Below are 22,398 nucleotides of genomic sequence, written 5' to 3' on the forward strand. Positions count from 1 at the left end.
GATCCGGTAGGGACCTCGCTGCGCCGCTGGTCCCAACACCTGCAGGCCCAGGCCCACGACCCGACCCGGACAGCCGAACTCCAACTATGGGTCCACATACTGAAGGGACCAGATCCGGATTGGGTGTAGTTCCGTTCCTGGGAAGTAGTTGAGCTGGGAAAGGGTTGTTTCGGGTGGGGAGTGTCCAATAGACGGCGGATCCGATGATCAATGAGACGCCTGAAATGAGCGAGACCATCAGCGAGCACAACACGGCGGAGGAGCCGGTCGTCGAGTTGGCCGCGAAGGCGGTATCGGACGAGCAGTTGATCTCGATGCTGGTCGACCGGGCCCATTCCGACGGGCTGCAGCTGACTGGAGAGGGAGGGCTGCTGCAGCAATTGACCAAGCGAGTGCTGGAGTCCGCCCTGGAGGGCGAGATCACCGACCACGTCGGCTATGACAAGCACGACGCAGCCGGCCGGAACAGCGGCAACTCCCGCAAGGGCACCCGTTCGAAGACCGTGCTGACCGACGTCGGCCCGGTCAAGGTGAAGGTGCCCCGCGACACCGCTGGCACCTTCGAACCGCAGCTCGTGAAGAAGCGGCAGCGCCGCCTGACCGGCGTGGACGAGATGGTGCTGTCGCTGTCCGCGAAGGGCCTCACACACGGGGAGCTATCGGCTCATCTCGCCGAGGTATACGGCGCGGAGGTGTCCAAGCAGACCATCTCCACGATCGCCGACGCGGTGATGGAAGGCATGGCGGAATGGCAGGCCCGACCGCTCGATCGCGTCTATCCGGTCGTCTTCGTGTACGCGATCAACGTGAAGATTCGCGACGGCAAGGTCGCCAATCGGCCCATCTACGTCGCGATGGCCGTCACCGTCGAGGGCACCCGCGACATCCTCGGCATCTGGGCCGGTGACGGCGGCGAGGGCGCCAAGCACTGGCTCCAGATCTTCGCTGAGCTCAAGAATCGCGGCATCGAGGACGTCCTCATGCTCGCCTGTGACGGACTGAAGGGCCTGCCCGACGCCGTCGAGACAGTCTGGCCCCGAACTGTCGTTCAGACATGCATCGTTCACCTGATTCGCAACAGCATCCGCTACTGCGCCCGCCAGGACTGGGACAAGGTCTCCAAGGACCTCAAGCCCGTCTACACCGCGCCGAGCGAGGCCGCCGCGAGCGAACGGTTCCTGGAGTTCTCCGAGAAGTGGGGAGCCAAGTATCCGGCCGTGATCAAGCTGTGGTCCGACGCCTGGGCCGAGATGGTGCCCTTCCTCTCCTTCGACGTCGAAATCCGCAAGGTCATCTGCAGCACGAACGCTATCGAGAGCGTGAACGCCCGCATCCGCAAGGCGGTCCGGGCCCGCGGGCATTTCCCGAACGAGGCCGCCGCGTTGAAGTGCGTCTACATGGCGCTGATGAGCCTGGACCCGACCGGCAAGGGCCGGCGCCGCTGGACGATGCGCTCCTCACCCCCGCCAACAGCCACTGACCCTCAAAACCAAGATCAGCCGTTAACTGGACACACCCATCGTGCGACATACAGAAAAGGATGAAGGTAAATGGCCACCAACCCCTTTGAGGACAACGATGCTCTCTTCCTCGTGCTCATCAACGAGGAAAATCAGCACTCGATTTGGCCCGCTGCCAACGAAGTTCCGGCTGGCTGGACCGCGGTGCTGGGCAAGACCAGCCGTCAAGAAGCTATTGACTACGTCGAAGCAAATTGGACCGACATGAGGCCGAAGTCACTGGCTGATGCTGTGGACAGAAGCGCCCAGTCCTGATATCTAGAACTGCTTTTTTGGCGGCCACGCAGCATGGCGAGGCAATCACAGGGACGTGACCCCATCTCGCCTGGTCGCCGCCGCACTTCTGCGGCCATGACCCGGGGGCGTCACAGGGTCGGGAGGCGCTGGTAGGCACTGATCAACCCGCCGCCTCGACGCCTCGGCCAACCGAGCCCCCACGGGACGAATTCTCAACGCGGTGTCGTCACGGTCCTCCGAGGACAGCGCCATGGTTGTAGAGCCGGGCCGAGCAAACCGCCACTGGCCTCCGCCAGCGCCGGATCCAGCGTTGGTGCAGCCCGGTCAGGGCAGTCTTCTGCGGCCCGTCATCACCCCTCGAAGCAGTGCCGAAGCCGTCATCGTCGTACAAGCGCAACATGCGAGCACCGCTCATCACCACGAACACTTCTAACCAAGATCCGGACCATACCCGGACCAGCCGTCCGCAGCTTGTGCCCATCTGAGCTGTTTTCGCTGGTCAAACTACATCCGAGCCGTGCACCACCAGCAGACCAAGAACCAGCCAAAGGGCAGTCGACCTGACTACTTGTCAGTAAGGTCAGCAAAGGGTCAGCAAGCGTCCGATCAGACCTGGTCACACGTACCGACACATGCGAGCCGCAGCCCGTCTCCGCGACCGTCCCGTCGCAGCTCGACCGAGCCCTTCCGGCGCCGCCCGCCACCAGGATTCGACGACCTCCCCCTACGTCTCGGCGACCGTCAACACCAGATGCATAGCCCCAGGTCAGCGCACCCTCCCCCGCGGTTTCAGGGCCACCGGCGGCAGTTCCGGGGCGGGCAGTGGCGCGCCCTCATAGCCCTCCACCTCGCCGAAGCGGGAGCCCGTCATCCAGTCACCCCGCGCCTGTTCGATCTCCTCATGACTGCGGCCCACGAAGTTCCACCACATCTCACATGCATCGGGCGTATGTGCAGGTCAAACGCCTAGTTACCTGCAGGGGGTCAGCAAAAGGTCAGCATCGGAACCTGATGGCACGTCAAGGCTTCACCGCAACCAGGTCTAGCCTTCGGCTACTAGCCCTGCATCCAGCAGCTTCGCCGCTCGGCCGATCGAGCCAGGCATGAGGTGTCGGTAGATCTTGAACGTGATGTCGATGCTTCTATGCCCCATCCACTCGGCGACGTCAGTGATCGGAATATGCTTCGACAAACAATTCGAGGCAAAGAAGTGACGGAGTCCATACATGACCATCCCCTCCGGAATGTCCACCTCGCCACGGCGCCTGATTTTTCGCCACTGGTTATCCAGATAATAGTACGGGAGCGCCTTGCTGGGGTCCTTCGGATGCCGTAGCAGGTACCCATCGACGGTTCCATATTTCTCCGCATACCATTCGATGGTGCCCCTGACCCGAGCAGGGAGCGGAACATCGCGATAGTCATTCACCTTGCGATGCTTCAATGGCGCATAGTCTCGGGTTGTCTGGTTCACCTGTTCAGTGACGCGATAAACATCATCAGCCACGAGATTCTTAAGATTTACCGCTGCCGCCTCACCATTCCTCAACCCACAGCCGCTCATGAGATCGGCTATAAGAAGAAACAGATCATCCCCAGCGGTCCGAATCTCCTGCAACTGCTGGACCGACGGAATGACAGCACGCTTAGGGTCGTACTGTGGCGGCTTTACCCCTTCTATCGGGCTTTCATCGAAAATACCCAGCCTTAGAGCATCGAGCAGGATCGCTTTAAGTTTGTCATAGGCATTAGCCTGCGTCGCGAGGCCGACCCCGTCCCGCTCCATCGCCTGAATAAACCCGTCTACAACCTTATGGTCGAAGGAGTGCATCCGTCGGCTACCGAAGGCTGGCAACAGGTGGTTCTCAAGTATTGACTCGAGATGGCGCACTGACGCTGCCCCCAAGTCACGTTGGCCCGCCTTCCACTCAGTCGCATACTCCTCAAAACGCATCGGACCGTATTTCTCGATCCGTGCGGACTTGCTCTGCCTGTGGGTAGCCTGTTTCCTCGCGCTATACACCTCGATGAGGCGAGAGATGGCCTTTTCCTGGGTTTCGAAGCCAGATTCTACAGCCTGCCTACCCGCAGCATTGCGGTACCGAATTTTATATGAGTGAGGACACCTAGGCCACCTGGACTCAGAGTGCTCGCACTCTTTGAAGAACGTCCCCATTCCCCTGACAAGGGACTTTACTGCCAAAGATACACATCTCCATAAGCTCGCAACAATACCTGTCTGTATAAATCAGATAGACCAACGCCTGAATCTCTTTACCGGAACTTCTGCTGCTCCAGCCAACGGGCCACTTCATCCGACTTGAATTGCAGCTTCGAGTTCTTCCCATTCCCAAGCTTGTATCCCACGAGCCCACACTTTCGGGCATCCCTGTAGATCCATGTCAGCGACATGTTCAAAAACTCCGCAGTCTGCTTTGCGCTCATAAGCTTCGATTTCATGTATCCGCCTGTCGTTGAGCTCGAATGAGGCCCGGGCTGAGCCGGCGTGAACACAATCCATGATGTGAAGGATCCCCGGTTTCGCTAACCGGGGATCCTCTGCTATAAGGCGCTCACCGCAACCGCTTCCTTGCTGAGGGCGGACGCCCTCGGAGTCCCCAGAGAGTTCCGATGGCCTGTCCGGATCACGGACGTTCGACCTACGAGCCCAGGCGCCCAGGAGCTCGGCGACAGAGGTGGCGAACTGGGTTGCCACCCCGGCGGTGCACCGAGATGTGGTGCGAGAGCACCACCCCAGGCCAAGAGGGCGCGCTCCAGGCGTTCACTGGAAATATCGGCCCTACAGGCGCGAAGACACAGCACCGAGGAAGGGGCGCCGCAGCTTTTCGCCTCTTGCAAGGGGATTCGACGTATGGGCCTCCATGGACCGAGTCTCGGTAACGGGGCTAAGTGGGACGGTATGGGGAACTGCCAAGACGTCCGGTCTCTCATCCGGTAGCCCCGGAGCTTCCCTACGCTGACCAGGTACTTCCCGGGACGTTGTACGTTGACATGGTCTCGGACGACGTTCCAGTCCTTTGGGGCCATTTCTCGTCTGCCGTGGGCGAATTAGCGCCCGAGTCCACCTCCACCAGCCACTCCGCGGCACCCGATGCCCGTGCGCGTCGGGGCTGAGGAATCACTGCGTGATGCTCCCCCGCTTCCGAAGGAGGAATGGGAGCCGGAGCACGTCGTCGAGTTCTGTGCCCAGCCCCGGTGGAAGGGACGAGGGCTGAAGGTGGCCCTGGGTGTCGCCCGCTTCGACGCCGTCGGCACCGACAGGGACACCGGCGGAATCGCCCGCGCTGCCGGCCACGCCCGCATCTGCGCCAACGTCACCAATCTCGACCGGGAGCATCCGGCTCTGCGCTGCATGCCCGGCGTCATCATCAGCCCCCCCCCCCCGTGCCCCAGCTTCTCCACGGCGGGCAAGCGCGCCGGGCTACTGAAGGCCAACCTCGACATCCTGTGCGAGACGATCGCGTAGGTAGGCGAGGCCGCCGGGTTCATCCGGGTCGACGAGGTCTGCTGCGATGAACTGTTCGCCGACCTCGAAGGCGTCTGCCCGACGTGCACCGACCTCGGGTACCACGAGGGCTAAAGGGCTCTAACAAATGCTGCTGATCATGAGACTCTCGGCCTGCTGTCTCGTAGGTCTGAGTATGAAAATCCGTGAGTCGCGGCCGTGGAACGTGTCAGACGAACTGTGGGCGCTGGTCGAGCCGTTGCTACCGAAGCCGGGTCCGAAGTCGGTCGAGGGCAAACCGCGGGTGCCGGACCGGCAGGCCCTGTGCGGGATCCGGCGCCCAATTCCCCGCATCACGCTTCCGCTTGATCGGCCTGGGGTGCAGCACGTAGTACAAGGCGGCCCGTTCCAGCCGCGGCAGGCCCCGGGACTGCGCGGTCAGCTTCGCTTCGTGGCGCAGCCGCCTCTTGAACCGATACTCCGTCATTTGGCGCAGCCTGTGGTTGCTGCTCAGCAGATCGCCGTACGGCGTGAGCATCGTCCACGACCGCCGTGCCCTGGGTAGAGCGGCGATGGTAGCGCCCAGGTCGGGGGGCTCCGGAGTTGAAGGCGGCCCGGACCGGGACGCAACCGCACGGCGGTTACGCGGCTCCGCTGTAGTGCGCGGCTTCGACGCGGACGTCCCGCCGCAGCGAGCCGCGCCCGCAAGGCCGCGAACTCTTTCTCGGTCACACGGAATGACACGGCCGATCCTCTGATTCGCTTCCGGTCTCTGGCCAGGGGAACGGCGCGATGCACTGCGGTGTGACACCTCGGTTCAGGCAGCGAAGGGCGACCATCCCTTAGAAAAGCGGGAGGGAAGTCAGCGCTGCCAGTCAGCGATCACGAGCAACGTGTCTGCCGCTCGGGGTTCGTCGGACTTCGCTGGAAGCATGTCCACGGTGATGTTGGTGAATCCGGCCTCGTCGAGGGCCTTCACCCATACCTGCTCTTGGAGGACCCAGCGACGCAGCGAGGCCGTCTCTCCCTCGGGAGTCTTCGCCGGGATGTCGGCTGCCACGAGGTCCGGTTGGGCCGGAGTGCCGTTCAGGTAGTGGGCCAGGGTGGAGAAGACCAGCCGCCCGCCCGGCTTCAGCGCAGCGGCGGCTGCTGGCAGCAGTTCGCGCGGATCGGTGAAGTCGACGGCCCCGAACACGCTGTACAGCACGTCATAGCCGCTCTTCGCCGCCTGAAGGTGGGGCACGGCGTCGGACAACGCGATACGCAGACGTGGGGCGAGGTGAGCGAACAGGTCGGTGGCCATGCCGCACTGCGCGGGGGAGGCATCTATGGCGACGACCTCGGCGGGCTCGTGATGGACCGCCAGGTGCGCGGCGTGCCGAGCGGCGCCGGCGCCGAGGTCGCCGACGACTCTGCCCGTGAGATTGCCCAGCACTTCGCAGCCGGGGCCACCGTCCTGGCTCCAGATCCAGTGGAAGGCATCGGGGACGGTGCGGTCGCGCTCGGCGCGGGTGCGGCCGTAGTGATGCCAGAGGTCTGCCGTGGTCGTCATCCGCACCATCTTGGCGGACGCGGTCCGGCGCCGGGCCGGTTCCGGTCGACCTCACCCGGCCGAGTGCCGTGCCCCGGCCCGCGTCGGCCAGGGCACGGCCCTGTCGCCGGTCAGTGCGAGTCGTTGCCGGGGTGGCAGGGGCCGCACGGGGCGGCGTCCGCCCACAGCGGCAGGTCGACTTCCCATCCGTCGGCGGCGACGATGTGGGCTGTCCGCATCACCGAGCCGTCGTTCTTCATCTCGATTTCGGGCACGTGGTGCAGGAAGTGGCCGTCGTTGAAGCGGTCGCACAGCTCGGCGTACGCCACGGTGTCGAGGATGATCGTGTGGACCCCGATGTCGACGAGCTTGCTGGGCGCGAGCCCCAGCCCCTCGCCGCGGTGCCGCATCGCGGTCAGCAGGTAGGCGTAGCCCTGTTCCAGAACCCGGACCGCCATGACCGAGTCGTACGGGTAGTCGCGCACGAGCAGCCCGACCTGCTTGTCCCACAGACCGGCCGGTACGACCTCGCGAGCGGAGCGGACCGGGCCGCTCATGGGGTCGGTGGCCAGAGGAGTTGCAACGACGGTTGCCATGATGCCTCCGATCGACGAGCCCCGTGGTTCGGGGCGGTGCGGCCAGCACACCGCAGCCCGTCGCCCACCGGTGATCAATAGCCATGTCGTGCAAGGGCTTTGCACGGCATGCAAGCGGCCTCGACGGCGGCAACCGCCGTCCGTACCGTGGAGGACCCCGGTCGTGCAGCGTGGGAGGACCTGTGTCCGTTGACCCGCTCTGGAGCACACCCAAAGCTCTCGAATTAGCCGAACAGCGGTGTCCGGGCGCGCTCATCCGGCTCGGCCGCGAGCACCGCTCCTGGACGCTCGCCACCCTCGGCGACCGGCTCGGCTGCGACCCTGCCACGGTCTCGCGGCTGGAACGGCGCAGAAGGGTCGTCGACCTGGCCCTGGTCCACCGCGCCGCTCAAGAGGTCGGCGTTCCGCGACACATCCTGATGACTTCCCTGGCGCCACCCGCCTCGAAGGTGCCGACGGCCACTAGAGTGACGGCCAGTCCGTACGCCGAGGAGGACCCGATGCGCCGCCGTACGCTGCTCACCGCCACGGCTGCCGCCGGGCCGGTCGCCCTGATGATGGGGCTCGACGAGGCCCTGGCCGACACACCCGCCCCGACCGGCAAAGGCCCGCTGGATGCCCGGATGGCGGCCGCCCGCGCGCTGTACGACAAGGGCGCGCACTCCCGTCTGCTCGCCGCGCTCCCCGGCCTCATCGCTGACGGACACGCCGCGGTCTCCTCGCGCCGCGAACTCGATCAGGCCCGGCTCTCGTCCGTCTACAGCCTGGCCGCTGCGGTGCTGACCAAGCTCGGCTCCTACGGACAAGCCCGGCTCACCGCGGACCGAGCCCGCACATGGGCCGAGGTCTCCGGTTCCCCGCTCGCGTCCGCGGCCGCCGCCCGAGAGCTGGCGATCGTCCTGCGCCACCAGGACCGCGGCACGGAAGCCCAGCGCCTCATGACGACAGCCGCCTCTGCGGTCGAGGCGACCGGCCTGCACACCGATGCGTCGGTGTCGGCGTACGCACAGATGCTCTGCACCCTGGCCTACACCGCTGCCCGAGGCGGCCACCGCGCCGACGCCCTGGCGATGACCGAGGAAGCCCGCCGCGCCGCCCGTCGGCTGCCGGCGACCGCCCCGGCAGGCCGGCTGTTTCCCATCAGCCCGGCCGCCGTCGACCTGTACGCCGTCGGTGTGCACTGGGCGCTCGGAGATGCCGGAGCCGCCCTGGAAGCCGGGAAGAACCTCCGCCCCGGCCAGTTCCCCACCGCCGAGCGGAAGGCCCGCATGGGCACCGACATGGCGCGCGCCTGGTGGGCCTGGGGGCGCCCGGAGCAGACCGCCCGTTCCCTCCTCGACGCTTACCGAGCCAGCCCCGGCGAGGTCCGAGACCGCCCCGCGATCCGCAGCATCGTCGACGAGCTGGCACAACACCACCCCCGCACGAGCGGCGTCAGGGAACTCCAAGCCGCCACGAGTCGGCAAGGTCGTTAGCAGAAGTCAGCCTTGCGCCAGCCGAGCTGTGCCGCTCTGCCGGTGCAGTACGCAAACAGCCAGGAACTGCGGCATGGTGCGCCTGAGACGTCTGTGCAGAGGCTTCGTCAGAGAATGTGCCAGCGCATACCCGGGTCTTCGTTCCCGAGACCATCTACGCGGCGCAGCACTTCGTAGACGGATTCCGGGGCGTGGTGCACTTTGCGTGCGTTCGTTGTGATCATGCGCAATTCGCGGAGGTCACGCAGGATCGGGTAGCCGGCCAGCGCGGTGACGTCGTACCCATAGGCCGTGGCGAAGTCCTTGTAGTGCTCCGGCGTATATCCGAAGCGTCGGCAGTGAACCTCGATGGTGACCAGGTCCCACTCGGGGTGACCGTATGCCACCGTGTCCCAGTCACACAGCACCGCTTCGTCGCCGTGGTGCAGGGCGTTGCGGTGCTGGGGGTCACCTTGCAGGGGGCCAGTCGGCAAGAAGAACTCCACCTCGGCGAGTTCGGCTTCGAGTCGGTCGACGCGGTCGGTGAGGAAGCGGAGCGTCGCTGCGGGCAGGGAGGTGATCGCGGCGATGGACTTGCGGATGGCGCGGACGTTGTCGTGTTCTGGCAGCTCGACGGGTGGTGTGGGCAGGTTGTGGAGGTGGAAGAGGGGCTTGGCGATCTGGGCAGCACTGACTGGGCGATCTGGCTGCGGGAGATAGGTCCAGATCGTGACGGCGTGACCGTCGACCACGAGAGGTTGTTCCGGCCCCGGGCGCAGCGGCACGGTAGGGAAGCCGCGGTCCATCAGCCAGCGCACGAAGTGGGTGGTGCGTTGCACTGTGGTGACCAGTGTTCCCCGGCGGGCGATCTTGACCACTGCGGCGGCATCGGGCAGCAGGATGACGGCGTTTGTGTGTCCGCGCAGGAGGCGGGCGTTCGTCCCGTCGAGCTCTGCTGCCTTGCAGGTGTGCTTCACGATGTGGCGCAGTTCGGATTCGTCGAAGCCGCCGGGTGCTGATGCTGGAGCTGTCATAGGGTTCAGGCTCGCTGACGAGCCTGGGCACTGTCACGCGGGGCCCTTGGGCAGCGCGAGGATTTCGGTGAGTTCGCGTGCAGCGCGTCCCCTGCGTATGCCCGATGGAAGCACTTCCAGGACGTCCCGGGCCCGCTCCTCCAGGATGTGGGTCCGATGGTCGGGCGGTACCCGGAGATAGGTGCTGCCGGCGAGTTGGCATGCCTCGGCCGGACTGCGGTCGTGTGCCAGGCAGATCGCCGCCTCCAGTTGGAGGAGGGCGGGGTCGATTCCCGTGCGGGCCGGGTACAGGGCGAGTGCTTCTTCCTGCACTCTACGGGCCTGGCTGCTGCGCCCCAGGGCGGTGAAGGCGCCGCTGAGGTACAGCAGCATCCGCCGCTCGGGGAAGCTGAAGGCGTCGTCTTGGTCGCCGGGGTCGCAACGGTCGTACAGACGCTGGGCGGCGACGATGGCTGTTTCCGCTGCGGCGACGTTCCCTTGGCGGGCCAGGGCTCGGGCTTCTGCCGCGGCCGCGAAAGCTGCTGTCGCGCTTTGTCGGCCCCGCGAAAGCAGACGAGCTTCCCGCCCCAGGGTGACGGCACCCTCCAGCGGACCATAGTAGTACGGCAACATGGCGCGCTGGGCACGGACTCGGGCCCTGAGTTCGAGGTTGCCACTGTCGTCGGCCGCATTCTGCGCGGTGTCATACCAGGCACGAGACGGTGAGAGGCGTCCCAGCTTCATCAAAGCATCGGCGATCAGTGTGGCGAGCACCGCCGTCATCTCCGACAGGCGGACTTGCACCGCGGCGGGCTGCCGATCTACCGCCAGGTTCTTGACTTCCTCCAGCTCATCGAGGAGTTCGGTGAGCATCTTCGTGGGCGGCGTGTAGACGTACTGCCGCCGGACATCCAGGATGCGTTCGTCGAGCAAGTCCATCTGCGCGGCGATGACGCTGCCCAGCGCCAGAGTCCGGTCCATGGAACGGCGGGCGGCCTCAACCCGGTCGTCGAGCAGGTCGACCGGTGCGCTGACCCTGTCGGGCGGCTGCGGCGGCGTCCAGGCGCCCTCCGACGCCGCCGGAACAACAAAGCCGAGATCATGAGCCGAGCAGTCGTACAGGCGGCACAACAAGGAGATCGGACTCTGTCGCGGCTGGTGCATGCCCAGTTCCCACAGCCGCAGTTGGTCGGCATCAGTGCGCGGCGCGGTCAGTCCTAGGTGCTCAGCCATGGAACGTAGATGATCAACGGCTTCGGTCTGGGTCCACCCGCGCGCAAGCCGCTGCGCGCGCAGCAAGCTGACATGACAGCACCGGTGAATCTCTACGGCGATCTGCGACGCTGCGTACCCCGCTTCGCCCCGAGTTTCGCGGATGCGCTTAGCGCACGAGGGGCTGTGCGATACCGAACACTGATTCAAGAGCTGGGCCCCTCTCCGTACGCGGTCACCCGCCACGAGCGTAGTGAGCAGGTCACGACGCTGCGTTGAGAATCCGTGACTTCTTCACGGTTCGGAGGGGCGAACCCGTGAAGCGGGCGATAAACCCGTGAAGCGCGCTCAGATCACGGTTGTTGCCGACGGTCCTCGTGACGACCCTTACACACCCGGATCTCGCAGGCCGGACCACCAGTGACAGCACTCGACCGTGATGTGCAGAGGCTGCTGGTGACCGCAGCTTCGGGAGTCGGCGCACGTTGCAGGGTCCCCGCACCGAGCAGATGGGAGGTTCCTCATGACGTCCGTCACCGACGTCACTGCTGAAGGTACGAAGTCGGCGCTTATGGAGTCGTGGATACCGGCGAACAAGCACGCGCCCCCTCACCCCGTGGGCGCTCAGTGCGTTGCCAACAGCGGAGATCACCGGAGGCGGAAAGTGATGGGCACTGTGACGGGCCGACTCGACGAATATCTCCCCTTGGACCCAGACGACGTGCTTGAGGACGAGGTCTTCACCATTCGACTCGAACCCCGGGCCCCGGGTGCACCCGTGCCCCGGCACGAGACCGAATGGGTCGGGCGCTGCCGCCAAATCGGCGCGGCCAGGATGAACTTCTGGGGGCTACCCCCCGCCCTCGTCAAGGACGCGATGGTCGTGATCAGCGAGCTGACCACCAATGCGCTGCGCTACGGCAACATGCTCGGGTTCCGCCTGATCATCACCAGGGACAAGGTCGGGATCGTGGTGACCGACGGCTCGGCGAGTACGCCGTACGTGCGCAGGCCGTCTGAGGACGAAGAGCACGGCCGCGGAATGCTCCTCGTCGAGACCTTCTCCAGCGACTGGGGGGTGCGCCCCGACGGCAGGGCGACCTGGTGCACCTTCACGATCCCGGCGAGGCAGTCGTGATGGCCGCTCCCGAAACCGTTCCGCGATGGGTCCCGAAACACGACGCCGCCGCCCTTGCCGACATCCTGGCCAAGGCCAAGGCATGGCAGCCACTCGTGATCGCGGGCATCTTCGAGGACCTGGACCTCGCGCTGGAAAGCCCGCAACCGCCACCCGCCAAGGATCTGACCGCGCTCCTCGATCGTCTGCGCGAACACTTCAAACGGTTACGCGACATCGCGGTGTCTGACCCGAAGTTCCCGCCTTCCGACGAACTGGAAGCGGTCATCGAGCAGGGCACGCCGCTGTACGAGGCGGAAACGCCCGCGGGCTACCGCTCGGCGCTGGGCCTCGCCCGGCGCTTGGGCTACACGGTCCACGACCTGCTGGATGAGCTGATCACGAGCCTCCAGGACACCGAATGCTGAATGCCCCCACGACCTGCAAACACCCGCCTGTGACTGTTGTCCTGATGGACCCGTGGGAGGCGTACGACCTTGAGTACTACGCGCAGCGGATCGCAGAACGGGAGCTGATGGGAGAGAGCTGGGCGGTGCGCATGATGCGCATGCCGCTGGTCGCGGCCCGGGTCGGCGGCACTCGCCGCAGCGGGTACTACCCCGTGCCCTGCCCCTGCTTCGCGCGGGCGGTCCGTGCCGCGCTGCAAGGCCAGCCCGGCTACCCGCCACCTGCGGATGCGGTGGTCGACATGCCCGGACGAAGGTCTTCTCGTCGAGTGGGGCGAGGAACCGCCGATGCTCTGGCCGCCCACCGACGATGCCGACGTGGGGCGCTTCTACGGCTACAGCAAAGCCGCCATCGACCAGTACACGGCACGCCGCACTCAGGTACTGACCGTTCCCCCCGCCTCCTGCTCGGTGTTCTCGCCCGAGCGGCCCCCTGCCTGAGCATGTCCGAGAGGAAGAGCACGCATGTCTGTCCACATACCCCCCAGCGCTGACGTCGGCGGGGCCAACCCCGAAGCCGGCACAGACCGGCCCCGAGGACTTCGTCCTCGGCTGCGCTCCGCTGTGCGGCGAGGTATAGCCTTTCGGCAGCTCCGACGCCCCGCTACCTGCCGGGAGGCCAGCGGCCCCGCACTGGCGGGCACGTACAGCAACGGCGGAAGCGCTCCGCGGGCTCGGACGCCGATCCCCTACATCACAGCCCGCGAAGGCGAGGTGGACGAATCCCTCTCCGCCTTACGCCCTTCCTTCGGCAGCACCGGGTGGGGCCGCATCAGCTACGCGGACGAAAGGTGGAGGGACCGCGATGCGCAGGGCGTCCTGTGGGCGCGAGTCTCGCAGTCCCTCGACGAAGAGGGGGCTCTGACGGGTGCTCCGCGCTGGCAGATGATCAACCCCGCTCGGCAGCGCGAGACGATGTCCAAGCTTCTGTGCCAGATCTGCCGCGAGCCCGCCAGAACGGACCAGGGAATCTTGTTCCCCCACAGCACCGAAGAGGGCGTGCCCGACCCCAGCGCCGCCGTCCTCACCGCACAGCCGCCCCTCTGCCCCGTACACGCGTCCATGGCTCCGAAGCAGTGCCCGCACCTCGCCAAGTACGGAAGCGTCGCACTTCTGGCACAGAGCGCGCCCCTGTACGGCGTCATCGGCACCCCCCACCGGTACATGCCCGACCGCAGCATCCAGGTCATGGCGTGCGACGGGGTCCCCGTGCCCTACGGCCACGCCGACATGGCCTGGATGGTCGCGTCCCAACTGGTGCGCACGCTCCGGGCCTTCACGGTCGTCAACCTGGACGACCTGTAACCGCGGGCATGTCCTCCACAGACAGCCGCCCGGTGGACCGGAGGCTCCACGCCCGGTCCATCGGGTGGCAGACCATCCGTTCACGAAGAGAAAGGACTGAGGTGACCGTCAACACCGCGACTGTCTCCTTCACCTCCCGTGAGAAGCACGTGGTGCAGGGCCTCGCTGAGGGCCTGACCGACCACGCCATCGCGCGCCGCCTGAACCGCAAGCCGTCGACGGTCCGCCACTACATCGCCACGGCGATGAAGAAGGCAGGTGTCAGCCGGCAGGCGGCACTCGTCAACTACTCCTACGACCTGGGACTGATCCGCCTGCCCGTCTGCAAGGACAGCACGGCCTACGTGTCACCGCAGCAACGGGAGCTGATCCCGCTCATCGTGCGGGGCCTGACGCTTGATCAGATTGCGGCCGCGACGCACACAACCTCCGCCCAGGCCAGCACGGACGTCCGGCGACTGATGAGGGCACTTGACGCTCAAACGCGGGCGCACGTCGTGACCCGTGCCCGCCAGTACGGGCTGCTGAAGACAGCACGGCCACCGGACGCCGCCGGACGCACATAGCTTCCCCGACTGGGCTTCCTCCGGTCTCGCTGGCCCACCGTGCCCCCGTGCGGAAGAGGCCCGAGACCACACCGCGCGGAGGAAGCGGCGCTCCCGCAGCCCGGCACATGCGGGAGCCGCCCCGGCCGCCGCCCTTCAGGGGTGCAAGGCGGCGGCCGGCCAACCCACCCCTGCCGCACCCCGCGCACGCTTGCCCGCTCCCGACGCGACCCAGAAGGCCATACGATGTGCCAGCACAAGCCGCTGTGCCCGACCGCCGACTCCCCCGACCGGGAGGCCGCGCTCATAGAGGTGAGCCACCCAGAACAGGGCTGGACCCGGTTGTGCAACGGCGTCCTGCTCTTCGAGGACACCGGTGAACTCCTGCCGGACGGCCAGATCATCGCCCCGCACCGGCCCGCGACCACCAAGATGGTGGCGGCGTGACACACCCGCTCACCCCCGTCCCCCTGCGCGGCACCGCGGCTCGACGGGCCCTGCTCCACGCCGCTGCACTGCTGTTCCTCGCCTCCATCACGCCGATGGTCAACGCGGCGCTGCAACTCGGTGCCCTGTACGAGGTCCGCTGGCCGCAGCGGACCTTCCACTACACCGCGCTGATCCGCATAGGTGTCGGTGTCGTGGTCTTCTTCTGGCTGCTCTGGACGGTCATTGCCCGCACCACTCTCGACCGCGTCTCCGCGCGCCAGCGAATACTCCAACGCTGTGCGGCACTGGGCTGCAGTTCCGCCTCCTTATACGCCACCGACCCCGACAGGCCCCTTGGCCACTTCGGGACCGTCGTGACCGGCTTGAGTTTCGCGTGGCTCGCGTGGGAAGTCTGCCGCTCTCACGGCATCACCCTGGAGAAGACGCCCCGCGAGAAGAGTCCGCAGCGCTGGTGGGCGCAGACCTTCGACCTCGCAGGACGCGCCTTCGCTGCCTGCATGGCAGGCGGGTGCCTGGCCTACCTGGGCGTACAGGCGTTGCTCCTGCTCAACGTAGCCGCTCTGCCGGTCATGGCCGGAAACCAACTGGACACCATCGGCGTCACGGGCCCCCTCGACTTCATGGCCCAGCTCGTGGTGGTCGTGGCCGTCGAGGACGTGGTGATCGTGGCCGCCACCGCTGCGCTGATGACGGCCGCGGGACGGCCCGCCTGGCAGATCTACACCACGGTCTGCGCAGTCGAGGTCGCCGTGCACGCCTACTTCGGCGCGCCCGCGGTCGCGATGGCCCTCTTCGCTGCCGGCCGTCTCCAGCTCTACTTACGCTCCGGACGCGTACTTCCGCTGATCATCGGCCACGCCTCCTTTGACCTGCTCGGCGCACTCCTCATGCCGCTCCCGCTCACCCACCGCCTCCTGATCGCCGTACCGGTGGCCATCGCGGCCTCGGTCATCACAGAGCGAGTACGGCGGGCCGCGGCTCCTTCGCCCGAGCCCGTTACCGGAGCCGCCACATGACCGCCCGCCTCCGTTGCCGACACCGCTTACTCAGCTCCCCTGCAAAGGACACGACGGTGAGCACACCACCGCTCTACGACCCCGCGGACCCTTCCCGATCCGCCGTCGCCCTCGTCAACCACCATCTGACATGGCTGAAGCTCGGGGGCCTGTACCTGGACTTCACCAAGATCCCCCGGGACATCCCCGAGGGCCGCGGGTGGTGCCGAGCGGAGGCCCTGCCCGAGGTCCTGTGGCCCGCCCACGCCGAACTCGCCGTCGGCGTGCACTTCTTCCCCGACCCCCTCTTCCGCCGCAACGACAAGACCGGGCACCTACCGCCTGGTGCGATGCAGCACTGGACCGAACGACTCGACGCGTGCGCCGACGCGCTCGCCGACTGCGGGTTCGTCGTCGAGGAGTGGGGCGTCCCCAAGACTCCGGACCTGCACAGTGGCGCCGACCTCGTCGTCTACCGACTCCCTGCGGGCACAACACCGTCCCCCCGAACTGCCGAGGACCTGCGCCATGCGCTCCCTCCGCGCCCGAACTTCAAGACTCGTCGGTCCACCGACACATGGCCGATCGAAGCTCTCCTCGAACGAGCCGACCCGCCCCTGTTCAGCCGCCACGAGCAGCAGGACGCAGACGCGCTGCGGGCCGGACGATGCATCGTGCGCGACGTGGACGAGCACCTGTGGCCGCCCGGCACGCAAGACTGCGCCCTCGTCACATGGGAACCGGCCCCGCTCTACCAGCGCGCCGCCAACCAGTCGACTCCACCGCCCGGCGCGTACACGCACTGGCTGCAAGGCGTCACCCACCTCGCCCAGACGCTCACCGGCGCGGGGTACCAGATCCGGCGCCGCAAACGCCCCTCACACCCAGAGACCGACCGCGACGACACCTTCCTCGTCTACCGCTCGATCCCCGAGGGCACCGACCCACCTTCCACCACCGGACTGATCAGACCCAGCACACGGCCGCGGTGGAAGGCCGAGAGACCGGTCGCCTGACCACAGGCTTGGGGCCTCCTCTGGTCTAGCCGGGACGCCCGCCCTCGCGCGGGAAGTCCCCGAGGCCGCCCCCGAGGGGAGGTGGCGCCCACCCGGCGCCCCGGCCGCGCTCTGTGGGGGAGCAAGCGGCCAGCCCAGACACCCCCGCCCACCCCACCAGTGGTTGCTGCACTCACAGAAGGAACTCCATGGACGCCAGCACCATCGACGTAGCCGTCTGGAACATCGAGGCAGACGGAGGACGCGACGGCGAACGCCGGGACTTCGCGCTCGACATCCTCTCCCAGCTCGGGGACGGCGGCCCGGACGTCCTGCTCCAGCAGGAAGCGAAGCACAGCCGCGAACACGGCGGACAGCTCCTGCACGCTACGGAGAAGCACCTGGGACTGCGCGGCTTCCTCGCAGCCCCCAACCCGGGCGTCGACGCCGACATCGCGACCGCCGTCTACCTGCGGCCCGGCATGTTCCACGTCGCCGAGCAAAAGCCCCGCGCGAAGCCCTGGTGGCTGCACCCCTGCCACGTCCAGACGCACCTGGGCGTTCACCCCGTGCCGATCAACTTCGTGTCGTTCCACATGTGCTTCTTCGACGCCGACCAGCGGCTCACCGAAGCCGGGTGGCTCACCACTCTCGCCCGCCCCGGCATGGTCACCATCGCAGCCGGGGACACCAACAGCTACCCGCGGCGCTCCGAGCCCGTCACTCTGCCCACCTGGGAGAACGTCACCGACCGGGCACACATGGTGCAGCGCACCTACCTCGATTTGCACGGCCGCCGCCATAGCGACACCCGGCCCGACGGCACCCTCATCGATGCCGGGTACGTGGACCTCGCCCGCCATGCCGCCGATCACCTCGACGGGATTGAGGCGCAGGACGCACTCGCGCCCACCGCAGGGTTCACCAAGCGGTTGCAAGGCGGCGCTCAGCGCATCGACCGCGGGTACGGGGCGGGCCGCGCCGCCTCAGCTCTCGAACACGTCGAGGTCATCGACAACGAGAACACCCGAGCCGTCACCGACCACGCCCTGCTCTTCTACCGCTTCCACCGCGCACGCCTGGAGGCCGTGGCTACGCAGGCCGCGTACGCACTATGCGCCACCTGAACAGACAAACCGTCCGCCCGTCGGCGGCAGGCGGGTGCACCGCCCAGCCCCGGGCCCGAAGCCGCGTCCGCCCCGGACAAACCCCACGAGGCCGCGGGCAAGGCCCCTGTCAAGGCTCTTCGCGGTATCCGCAACGCGATTGCGCACTGCGAGAGCTGCGCGAGCGCGGAGCGCTCCCAGGGCTTTTCTACCCCCATGGAGTGCGAACCGCGCGCCAATCCATCACTGTCCAGGAGGACGAGATGTTCCTTCCCCACCCCGTGATCGAACAACTCAACGACGCCCAGGTGGCGACCTGGGAACAGCACTTCGCGGGCGCCGGACATGAACGGCCCCGGGCGATCGAAGAGGGTATCTGGCGCAGGACGCAGGACCCGGCGAATGCCGTGCAGTCCGGCTGGTCCAAGGACGAGCAGGGCCGCCGTCGCATCGTGCACTACCGCTACCGATACGACCTCGACTACACGTTCCCAGTGCCCCGCCTGGTCCTCGCGGAGCTGTACCTGTACACCTCGGTGCTCGCCCCGAAGGACGAGATCGACGAGCACCGAGCCAACGTGCACTCCTGGCTCGTCGAGGGCGGCTGGCGACAGACCGGCGACGCCATGTGGGCCAAGGGCGACCTGCGGGTCACCATCACCCCGTACGACGATCACCCGCAAGACGAGCGCGCCTCGCGAAAGACCCCGGCGGGGTTCTGCTCGCTCGACGTGGTGTTCGTCTCCGAGGACTTCGCGGTGATGCGCAACGTGCGGCAGATGCCGTGGAACGTCCTCGCGGGCGGTATCCGCATCAAGGACGAGCGCGGCAAGCCGACCTACGCCGACGACCTGAGCGAGCTGTCCCAGTACCTGCCGTTCCAGGTTGAGATCGGCTGCGGTACCAGCATCGAAGCCGGAGTGCCGCCGCTGCACTTCCTGCACCAGGCGTACCGGGTCACCGAACGGACCGACAACGTCATGAAGCAGACCCACCCGTTCGTCCTGAGCCCGCAGAAGGACACCCTCGTGCGGGAGATGCTGCTCGACGCCACGGCGAAGGCCGAGGAACTGGTCACGATGTTCCGCGCGAGCTTCCTCGCCCAGCCGACTGCCGCGCACCACGCGCTCAAGGCCCTGCACGAGGCCGGACACTTCGTCGGCCCCGTGATCCAGCACAACTTCGACCTGCTCGCCGCGCGAGCCGGGCTGGAGGAGTGCTTCGTGCGCCGCTACGACCAGAAAATTCCGCCCGTGCCGTTCCACCCGGAGGCGAAATCGCTCGTGGTCGTCGGTCTGCACGCCGACCGGCGCTCGGTCCAAAAGCGGGCCCGCGAACGCGGCATGAAGGTCTTCTTCATCGACACCGAGGGCCTGGAGGAGTTCGGCCAGTACATGCCCTACCCGCTGGAGGGCCCGCAGGACGATGACGTGATCGTGAAGGCCGAGGCCATTCCCACGCTCACCGCGCTGTGCCGCCAGCTCGGCGTGCAGACACCCGTCCCCACCCAGGTCGCCTGACCAGCACGTTCCCCGGGGCCGCGCACGACACTGGCGCGCGGCCCTCCCGTGAGCACACCCGAAAGGGGACTCCCCCGTGGATTCGTATGAGCAAGACCGTGGACGGCTGCTGACGTCCACCAGGCCCATGCCGGACTTCGAGGTCGTGGGCTCGCAGGGGCCGTGGCTGCACTGCGCCGGCCGTACTCGGATCTTCGACGGATCGAGCGGACTGCTCTGCGCCAACGTCGGGCAGAGCAGCCGCAAAGTCCACGCCCGAGTCGAGCAGCAGTTCTTCCAGTACTCCTTCGGCGGGGCCGCCGTCGTCCGGCCCCACATCCAGATGGAGCTGATGAACCGGCTGTGCCACGCCGTGGGCCGCCCGGACGACTCCGTGGCGCTGACCACGTGCGGGACGCTCGGCGTCGAGGTCGCCGTGAGCCTGGCGCGGAACATCACACGGGTACGCAACGGCAAGCAGCGCGGGGACATCCTCACCTCCACCCTGAGCTACCACGGCAACTCGGCGCTGACCCTTGCGCTTGCAGGCAACCATGCCCGCAGGCCGCGCCCCGAGGACGCCTTCGGGCTCGGCCCCGCCTTCCCCGCTCCCTACCCGCCGACGCACGCCCACGAGGAACGCGACTGCGATGCGTCATGCGCCGACGAGATCGCAACAGAGATCGACAACCGCGGGGCGGAAAACGTCGCCGCGGTGTTGATCGAACCCGTCAACGGGAGCACGGGCGGCGCCTTCGTGCCGCCCGACGGCTACCTGCGGCGGGTGTCGGAAATCTGCCGGGAACGGGACGTCCTGGCCCTCCACGACGAGGTGCTGACCGGGATGTACCGCACCGGTACACCGCTCGCCAGCCAGCACTGGGAGGGCTGCGAGCCCGACATGGTGATCCTCTCCAAGGGGCTGGGAGCCGGGTATACGAGCGTCGGCGCGGTACTGGTGTCGCCCACAATCGCCCCGTGGCTCCGACACGAGGACGCTGACCCACTGCCCGCGATGGGCACCATGGCCACCCACCCGCTCACGGCGGCCGCCTGCCTGGGAGTCCTCGACGAGCTGGAGAGGATCGACGTCACCGCATTCACCGCGCGCGGGGAACGCCTCGGAGCAGCCCTGAAGGAATTGCGCGGGGTCGGGCCGGTGAAGGACGTACGCGGACTGGGCTTCCTCTACGGGGTGGAAGTCGCCCCGGGCCAACTGTGGCCCGTGATGAAGGCGGCGGAGGAGCGAGGGGTGTTCTTCTACCCGTTCACCGGGGCTGGAGAGCCCAGGAGCGAGGGCCTGGTCGTGGCGCCCCCGCTGATCTCGACGGATGCCGACATCAGGTTCCTGATCGCGGCCGTGTCCGACGCGCTGGCCTCCGTGGGCTGACCCACCGGCCGCATCGCTACTCGCCCCCGGGACCGTGTCCCGATCCACTCCACGGGCCCGATCGAACACCTCAACGAGCTTTCGAACGCCCTGAGTTGGCGCCTGCTCGCCAACCGATAGCGTCGGGGGCGCACCGACTCGGGTGTACCCCCGACCAGACAAGGACAACTTGCAATGCGTGTCTCCGTGATCGGCTGCGGCCACCTCGGCATCCCGCACGCGGCGGCCATGGCCGAACTCGGCCACGAGGTCGTCGGCGTGGACGTCGACCAGGCCAAGGTCGATCGGCTCAACGCCGGCGAATGCCCCATCTTCGAGGCCGGTCTCCCGGAAATGCTCGCCCAGCACACAAAGAGCGGGCGCCTGCGCTTCACCGCGAGTATCCGCGAGGCCGCCGACTTCGCCGAACTGCACTTCATCGGCGTCGGCACCCCCATCGACGCCGACGGCCGCTCCTACGACACCGCCCAGGTCTTCGGCGCCGTCCGCCAGCTCGCTCCCCACCTCGATCGGCCGTGCACGATCGTCGGGAAGTCCACCGTCACCGTCGGCACCACCAGCCAGGTCACCGCCCTCGTACAGCGTCTGGCCCCCGCCGGTGAGAAGGTTGAGGTCGTATGGAACCCGGAGTTCCTTCGTGAGGGTCACGCCGTCGAGGACACGCTCCGCCCGGACCGCCTCATCGCGGGCCTGACCACCGCCGCGGCCGAGAAGGCGATCCGCGCGGTCTACGCCCCCATTCTGGACGCGGGTGTCCCGCTCTTCGTCACCGACCCGCCCACCGCCGAGCTGGCCAAGGGCGCCGCCAACACCTTCCTCGGCTTGAAGATCAGCTATATCAACGCAGTCGCCGACATGTGCGCGGCCGCGGGCGGCGACGTCGCCCAGATCGTGGACATCCTGGGCATCGACCCCCGGATCGGCAGCGGCGGCATGCGGCCCGGCATCGGGTACGGCGGCGGCTGCCTTCCCAAGGACGTCCGCGCCTTCACCGCCAGTGCCCGGCAGCTCGGCGCCGAACAGGCCGCAGCGCTCCTGCGCGCCGCCGAAGTGATCAACGAAGGCCGTACCGACGTTGCTCTGGGCCTCATCACCCGCGCCCTGGGCGACCGCTCTCTTACGGGCGCCCGGGTCACCGTGTGGGGCGCCGCGTTCAAGCCCGGCACCAACGACGTCCGTGAGTCTCCGGCTCTCGCTCTCGCTCAAGCCCTCCAGCAGGCTGGCGCCACCGTCACCATCCACGACCCGCAGGCCGTGGCCACGGCGATGGTCCGCAGCCCTGAGTTCGACTACACCGACGACCTCGCCGCTTCCCTCGACGGTTCCGAAGTCGTCGTGCTGGCCACCGAGTGGCCCGAATACCGGCAGGCCGACCCCCAGTCACTGGTCAACCGCCCGTCCAACCCCCTGCTCGTCGACTGCCGCACCACCCTCGACCCCGAGCTGTGGCGCGCGACGGGATGGACCGTCCATCAGCTCGGACGACCCGGCAAGTAGAAA

The 22,398-nt window shown here is 67.2% G+C and carries 21 protein-coding genes and 4 pseudogenes; 18 read left to right on the plus strand and 7 right to left on the minus strand.

All coding sequences use genetic code 11. The annotated features are described in order from the left end of the window. Positions 1 to 314: 314 nt before the first annotated feature. Positions 315 to 1,454, plus strand: a pseudogene (locus AB0H82_RS35185) (IS256 family transposase); the annotation flags it as partial. A gap of 96 nt (positions 1,455 to 1,550) precedes the next feature. After that, a complete protein-coding gene (locus AB0H82_RS35190) occupies positions 1,551 to 1,775 on the plus strand; it encodes an MbtH family protein (protein WP_362999602.1) in 225 nt (74 codons plus the stop codon). A gap of 748 nt (positions 1,776 to 2,523) precedes the next feature. On the opposite strand, the pseudogene AB0H82_RS35195 reads toward AB0H82_RS35190, so the two are convergent. The 3 genes and pseudogenes from AB0H82_RS35195 to AB0H82_RS35205 all read right to left on the minus strand — a co-directional run. Then, positions 2,524 to 2,688, minus strand: a pseudogene (locus AB0H82_RS35195) (pirin family protein); the annotation flags it as partial. A 111-nt stretch (positions 2,689 to 2,799) separates the two neighbouring features. After that, the gene (locus AB0H82_RS35200) at positions 2,800 to 3,711 is read right to left on the minus strand and encodes a tyrosine-type recombinase/integrase (protein ID WP_362999603.1); all 912 of its coding nucleotides are present in this window, start codon (positions 3,709 to 3,711) and stop codon (positions 2,800 to 2,802) included. A gap of 320 nt (positions 3,712 to 4,031) precedes the next feature. Beyond that, a complete protein-coding gene (locus tag AB0H82_RS35205) occupies positions 4,032 to 4,217 on the minus strand; it encodes a helix-turn-helix domain-containing protein (protein WP_362999604.1) in 186 nt (61 codons plus the stop codon). A 658-nt stretch (positions 4,218 to 4,875) separates the two neighbouring features. Between AB0H82_RS35205 and AB0H82_RS35210 the strand changes: the two genes are divergently transcribed. After that, a complete protein-coding gene (locus AB0H82_RS35210; RefSeq protein WP_362999605.1) occupies positions 4,876 to 5,244 on the plus strand; it encodes a hypothetical protein in 369 nt (122 codons plus the stop codon). Positions 5,245 to 5,419: 175 nt separating this feature from the next. Continuing rightward, a pseudogene (locus tag AB0H82_RS35215) lies at positions 5,420 to 5,557 on the plus strand (IS5/IS1182 family transposase); the annotation flags it as partial. A gap of 528 nt (positions 5,558 to 6,085) precedes the next feature. On the opposite strand, the gene AB0H82_RS35220 reads toward AB0H82_RS35215, so the two are convergent. Together AB0H82_RS35220 and AB0H82_RS35225 are read right to left on the minus strand one after the other, a co-directional pair. Beyond that, the gene (locus AB0H82_RS35220) at positions 6,086 to 6,775 is read right to left on the minus strand and encodes a methyltransferase domain-containing protein (protein WP_362999606.1); all 690 of its coding nucleotides are present in this window, start codon (positions 6,773 to 6,775) and stop codon (positions 6,086 to 6,088) included. A 110-nt stretch (positions 6,776 to 6,885) separates the two neighbouring features. Further along, positions 6,886 to 7,350 carry a hypothetical protein gene (locus AB0H82_RS35225; RefSeq protein WP_362999607.1) on the minus strand — a complete coding sequence of 155 codons (465 nt, stop codon included), beginning with the start codon at positions 7,348 to 7,350 and terminating at the stop codon, positions 6,886 to 6,888. Between the two features lie 182 nt (positions 7,351 to 7,532). On the opposite strand from AB0H82_RS35225, the gene AB0H82_RS35230 reads away from it, so the two are divergent. After that, positions 7,533 to 8,825 (plus strand): helix-turn-helix transcriptional regulator, encoded by a 1,293-nt coding sequence (locus AB0H82_RS35230; RefSeq protein ID WP_362999608.1) that lies wholly within the window; start codon positions 7,533 to 7,535, stop codon positions 8,823 to 8,825. A 107-nt stretch (positions 8,826 to 8,932) separates the two neighbouring features. Here AB0H82_RS35230 and AB0H82_RS35235 read toward each other — a convergent pair whose 3' ends face one another. Together AB0H82_RS35235 and AB0H82_RS35240 are read right to left on the minus strand one after the other, a co-directional pair. Beyond that, positions 8,933 to 9,838 carry a phosphotransferase gene (locus tag AB0H82_RS35235; protein ID WP_362999609.1) on the minus strand — a complete coding sequence of 302 codons (906 nt, stop codon included), beginning with the start codon at positions 9,836 to 9,838 and terminating at the stop codon, positions 8,933 to 8,935. A 33-nt stretch (positions 9,839 to 9,871) separates the two neighbouring features. Beyond that, positions 9,872 to 11,116, minus strand: a complete 1,245-nt coding sequence (locus AB0H82_RS35240) for a helix-turn-helix transcriptional regulator (RefSeq protein WP_362999610.1) — start codon at positions 11,114 to 11,116, stop codon at positions 9,872 to 9,874. A 619-nt stretch (positions 11,117 to 11,735) separates the two neighbouring features. Here AB0H82_RS35240 and AB0H82_RS35245 point away from each other — a divergent pair. The 13 genes and pseudogenes from AB0H82_RS35245 (at position 11,736) to AB0H82_RS35305 (ending at position 22,395) form a co-directional block, all read left to right on the plus strand. Next, positions 11,736 to 12,167 carry an ATP-binding protein gene (locus AB0H82_RS35245; protein ID WP_362999611.1) on the plus strand — a complete coding sequence of 144 codons (432 nt, stop codon included), beginning with the start codon at positions 11,736 to 11,738 and terminating at the stop codon, positions 12,165 to 12,167. After that, entirely contained in the window at positions 12,167 to 12,574 is a 408-nt protein-coding gene (locus tag AB0H82_RS35250; protein ID WP_362999612.1) for a DUF6415 family natural product biosynthesis protein, read from the plus strand. The genes AB0H82_RS35245 and AB0H82_RS35250 overlap by 1 nt, the downstream gene beginning before the upstream one ends. A 44-nt stretch (positions 12,575 to 12,618) precedes the next feature. Then, positions 12,619 to 12,807: pseudogene (locus AB0H82_RS35255) on the plus strand (DUF6302 family protein); the annotation flags it as partial. Beyond that, positions 12,800 to 13,054 (plus strand): DUF6302 family protein, encoded by a 255-nt coding sequence (locus AB0H82_RS35260; protein ID WP_362999613.1) that lies wholly within the window; start codon positions 12,800 to 12,802, stop codon positions 13,052 to 13,054. The pseudogene AB0H82_RS35255 and the gene AB0H82_RS35260, both read left to right, overlap by 8 nt. Positions 13,055 to 13,327: 273 nt before the next feature. Continuing rightward, positions 13,328 to 13,918 (plus strand): hypothetical protein, encoded by a 591-nt coding sequence (locus AB0H82_RS35265; RefSeq protein ID WP_362999614.1) that lies wholly within the window; start codon positions 13,328 to 13,330, stop codon positions 13,916 to 13,918. Between the two features lie 101 nt (positions 13,919 to 14,019). Beyond that, entirely contained in the window at positions 14,020 to 14,484 is a 465-nt protein-coding gene (locus AB0H82_RS35270) for a LuxR C-terminal-related transcriptional regulator (RefSeq protein WP_362999615.1), read from the plus strand. Positions 14,485 to 14,709: 225 nt separating this feature from the next. Further along, positions 14,710 to 14,910 (plus strand): DUF5999 family protein, encoded by a 201-nt coding sequence (locus AB0H82_RS35275; protein WP_362999616.1) that lies wholly within the window; start codon positions 14,710 to 14,712, stop codon positions 14,908 to 14,910. Continuing rightward, the gene (locus AB0H82_RS35280; protein WP_362999617.1) at positions 14,907 to 15,929 is read left to right on the plus strand and encodes a hypothetical protein; all 1,023 of its coding nucleotides are present in this window, start codon (positions 14,907 to 14,909) and stop codon (positions 15,927 to 15,929) included. The genes AB0H82_RS35275 and AB0H82_RS35280 overlap by 4 nt, the downstream gene beginning before the upstream one ends. Positions 15,930 to 15,985: 56 nt before the next feature. Further along, on the plus strand, positions 15,986 to 16,924 hold the full coding sequence (locus tag AB0H82_RS35285; protein ID WP_362999618.1) for a hypothetical protein: 939 nt from the start codon (positions 15,986 to 15,988) through the stop codon (positions 16,922 to 16,924). Between the two features lie 188 nt (positions 16,925 to 17,112). Further along, complete coding sequence (locus AB0H82_RS35290) at positions 17,113 to 18,030, plus strand: hypothetical protein (protein WP_362999619.1); 918 nt, start codon at positions 17,113 to 17,115, stop codon at positions 18,028 to 18,030. Between the two features lie 242 nt (positions 18,031 to 18,272). After that, positions 18,273 to 19,529: a hypothetical protein gene (locus AB0H82_RS35295; protein WP_362999620.1), complete on the plus strand. Its 1,257-nt coding sequence runs from the start codon at positions 18,273 to 18,275 to the stop codon at positions 19,527 to 19,529. Positions 19,530 to 19,605: 76 nt separating this feature from the next. After that, entirely contained in the window at positions 19,606 to 20,898 is a 1,293-nt protein-coding gene (locus AB0H82_RS35300; protein WP_362999621.1) for an aminotransferase class III-fold pyridoxal phosphate-dependent enzyme, read from the plus strand. 174 nt (positions 20,899 to 21,072) lie between these two features. After that, a complete protein-coding gene (locus AB0H82_RS35305) occupies positions 21,073 to 22,395 on the plus strand; it encodes a UDP-glucose/GDP-mannose dehydrogenase family protein (protein ID WP_362999622.1) in 1,323 nt (440 codons plus the stop codon). Positions 22,396 to 22,398 lie beyond the last annotated feature (3 nt).

Source organism: Streptomyces sp. NPDC050732 (assembly GCF_040654255.1).
Classification (GTDB): domain Bacteria; phylum Actinomycetota; class Actinomycetes; order Streptomycetales; family Streptomycetaceae; genus Streptomyces.

Bases quoted from the DNA above. Each gene is read 5' to 3' on its own strand.
- AB0H82_RS35190 (WP_362999602.1), top strand. From the start codon at position 1,551: ATGGCCACCAACCCCTTTGAGGACAACGATGCTCTCTTCCTCGTGCTC.
- AB0H82_RS35200 (WP_362999603.1), bottom strand. From the start codon at position 3,711: ATGCGTTTTGAGGAGTATGCGACTGAGTGGAAGGCGGGCCAACGTGAC.
- AB0H82_RS35205 (WP_362999604.1), bottom strand. From the start codon at position 4,217: ATGAAATCGAAGCTTATGAGCGCAAAGCAGACTGCGGAGTTTTTGAAC.
- AB0H82_RS35220 (WP_362999606.1), bottom strand. From the start codon at position 6,775: ATGACGACCACGGCAGACCTCTGGCATCACTACGGCCGCACCCGCGCC.
- AB0H82_RS35225 (WP_362999607.1), bottom strand. From the start codon at position 7,350: ATGGCAACCGTCGTTGCAACTCCTCTGGCCACCGACCCCATGAGCGGC.
- AB0H82_RS35235 (WP_362999609.1), bottom strand. From the start codon at position 9,838: ATGACAGCTCCAGCATCAGCACCCGGCGGCTTCGACGAATCCGAACTG.
- AB0H82_RS35250 (WP_362999612.1), top strand. From the start codon at position 12,167: ATGGCCGCTCCCGAAACCGTTCCGCGATGGGTCCCGAAACACGACGCC.
- AB0H82_RS35275 (WP_362999616.1), top strand. From the start codon at position 14,710: ATGTGCCAGCACAAGCCGCTGTGCCCGACCGCCGACTCCCCCGACCGG.
- AB0H82_RS35290 (WP_362999619.1), top strand. From the start codon at position 17,113: ATGGACGCCAGCACCATCGACGTAGCCGTCTGGAACATCGAGGCAGAC.
- AB0H82_RS35295 (WP_362999620.1), top strand. From the start codon at position 18,273: ATGTTCCTTCCCCACCCCGTGATCGAACAACTCAACGACGCCCAGGTG.
- AB0H82_RS35305 (WP_362999622.1), top strand. From the start codon at position 21,073: ATGCGTGTCTCCGTGATCGGCTGCGGCCACCTCGGCATCCCGCACGCG.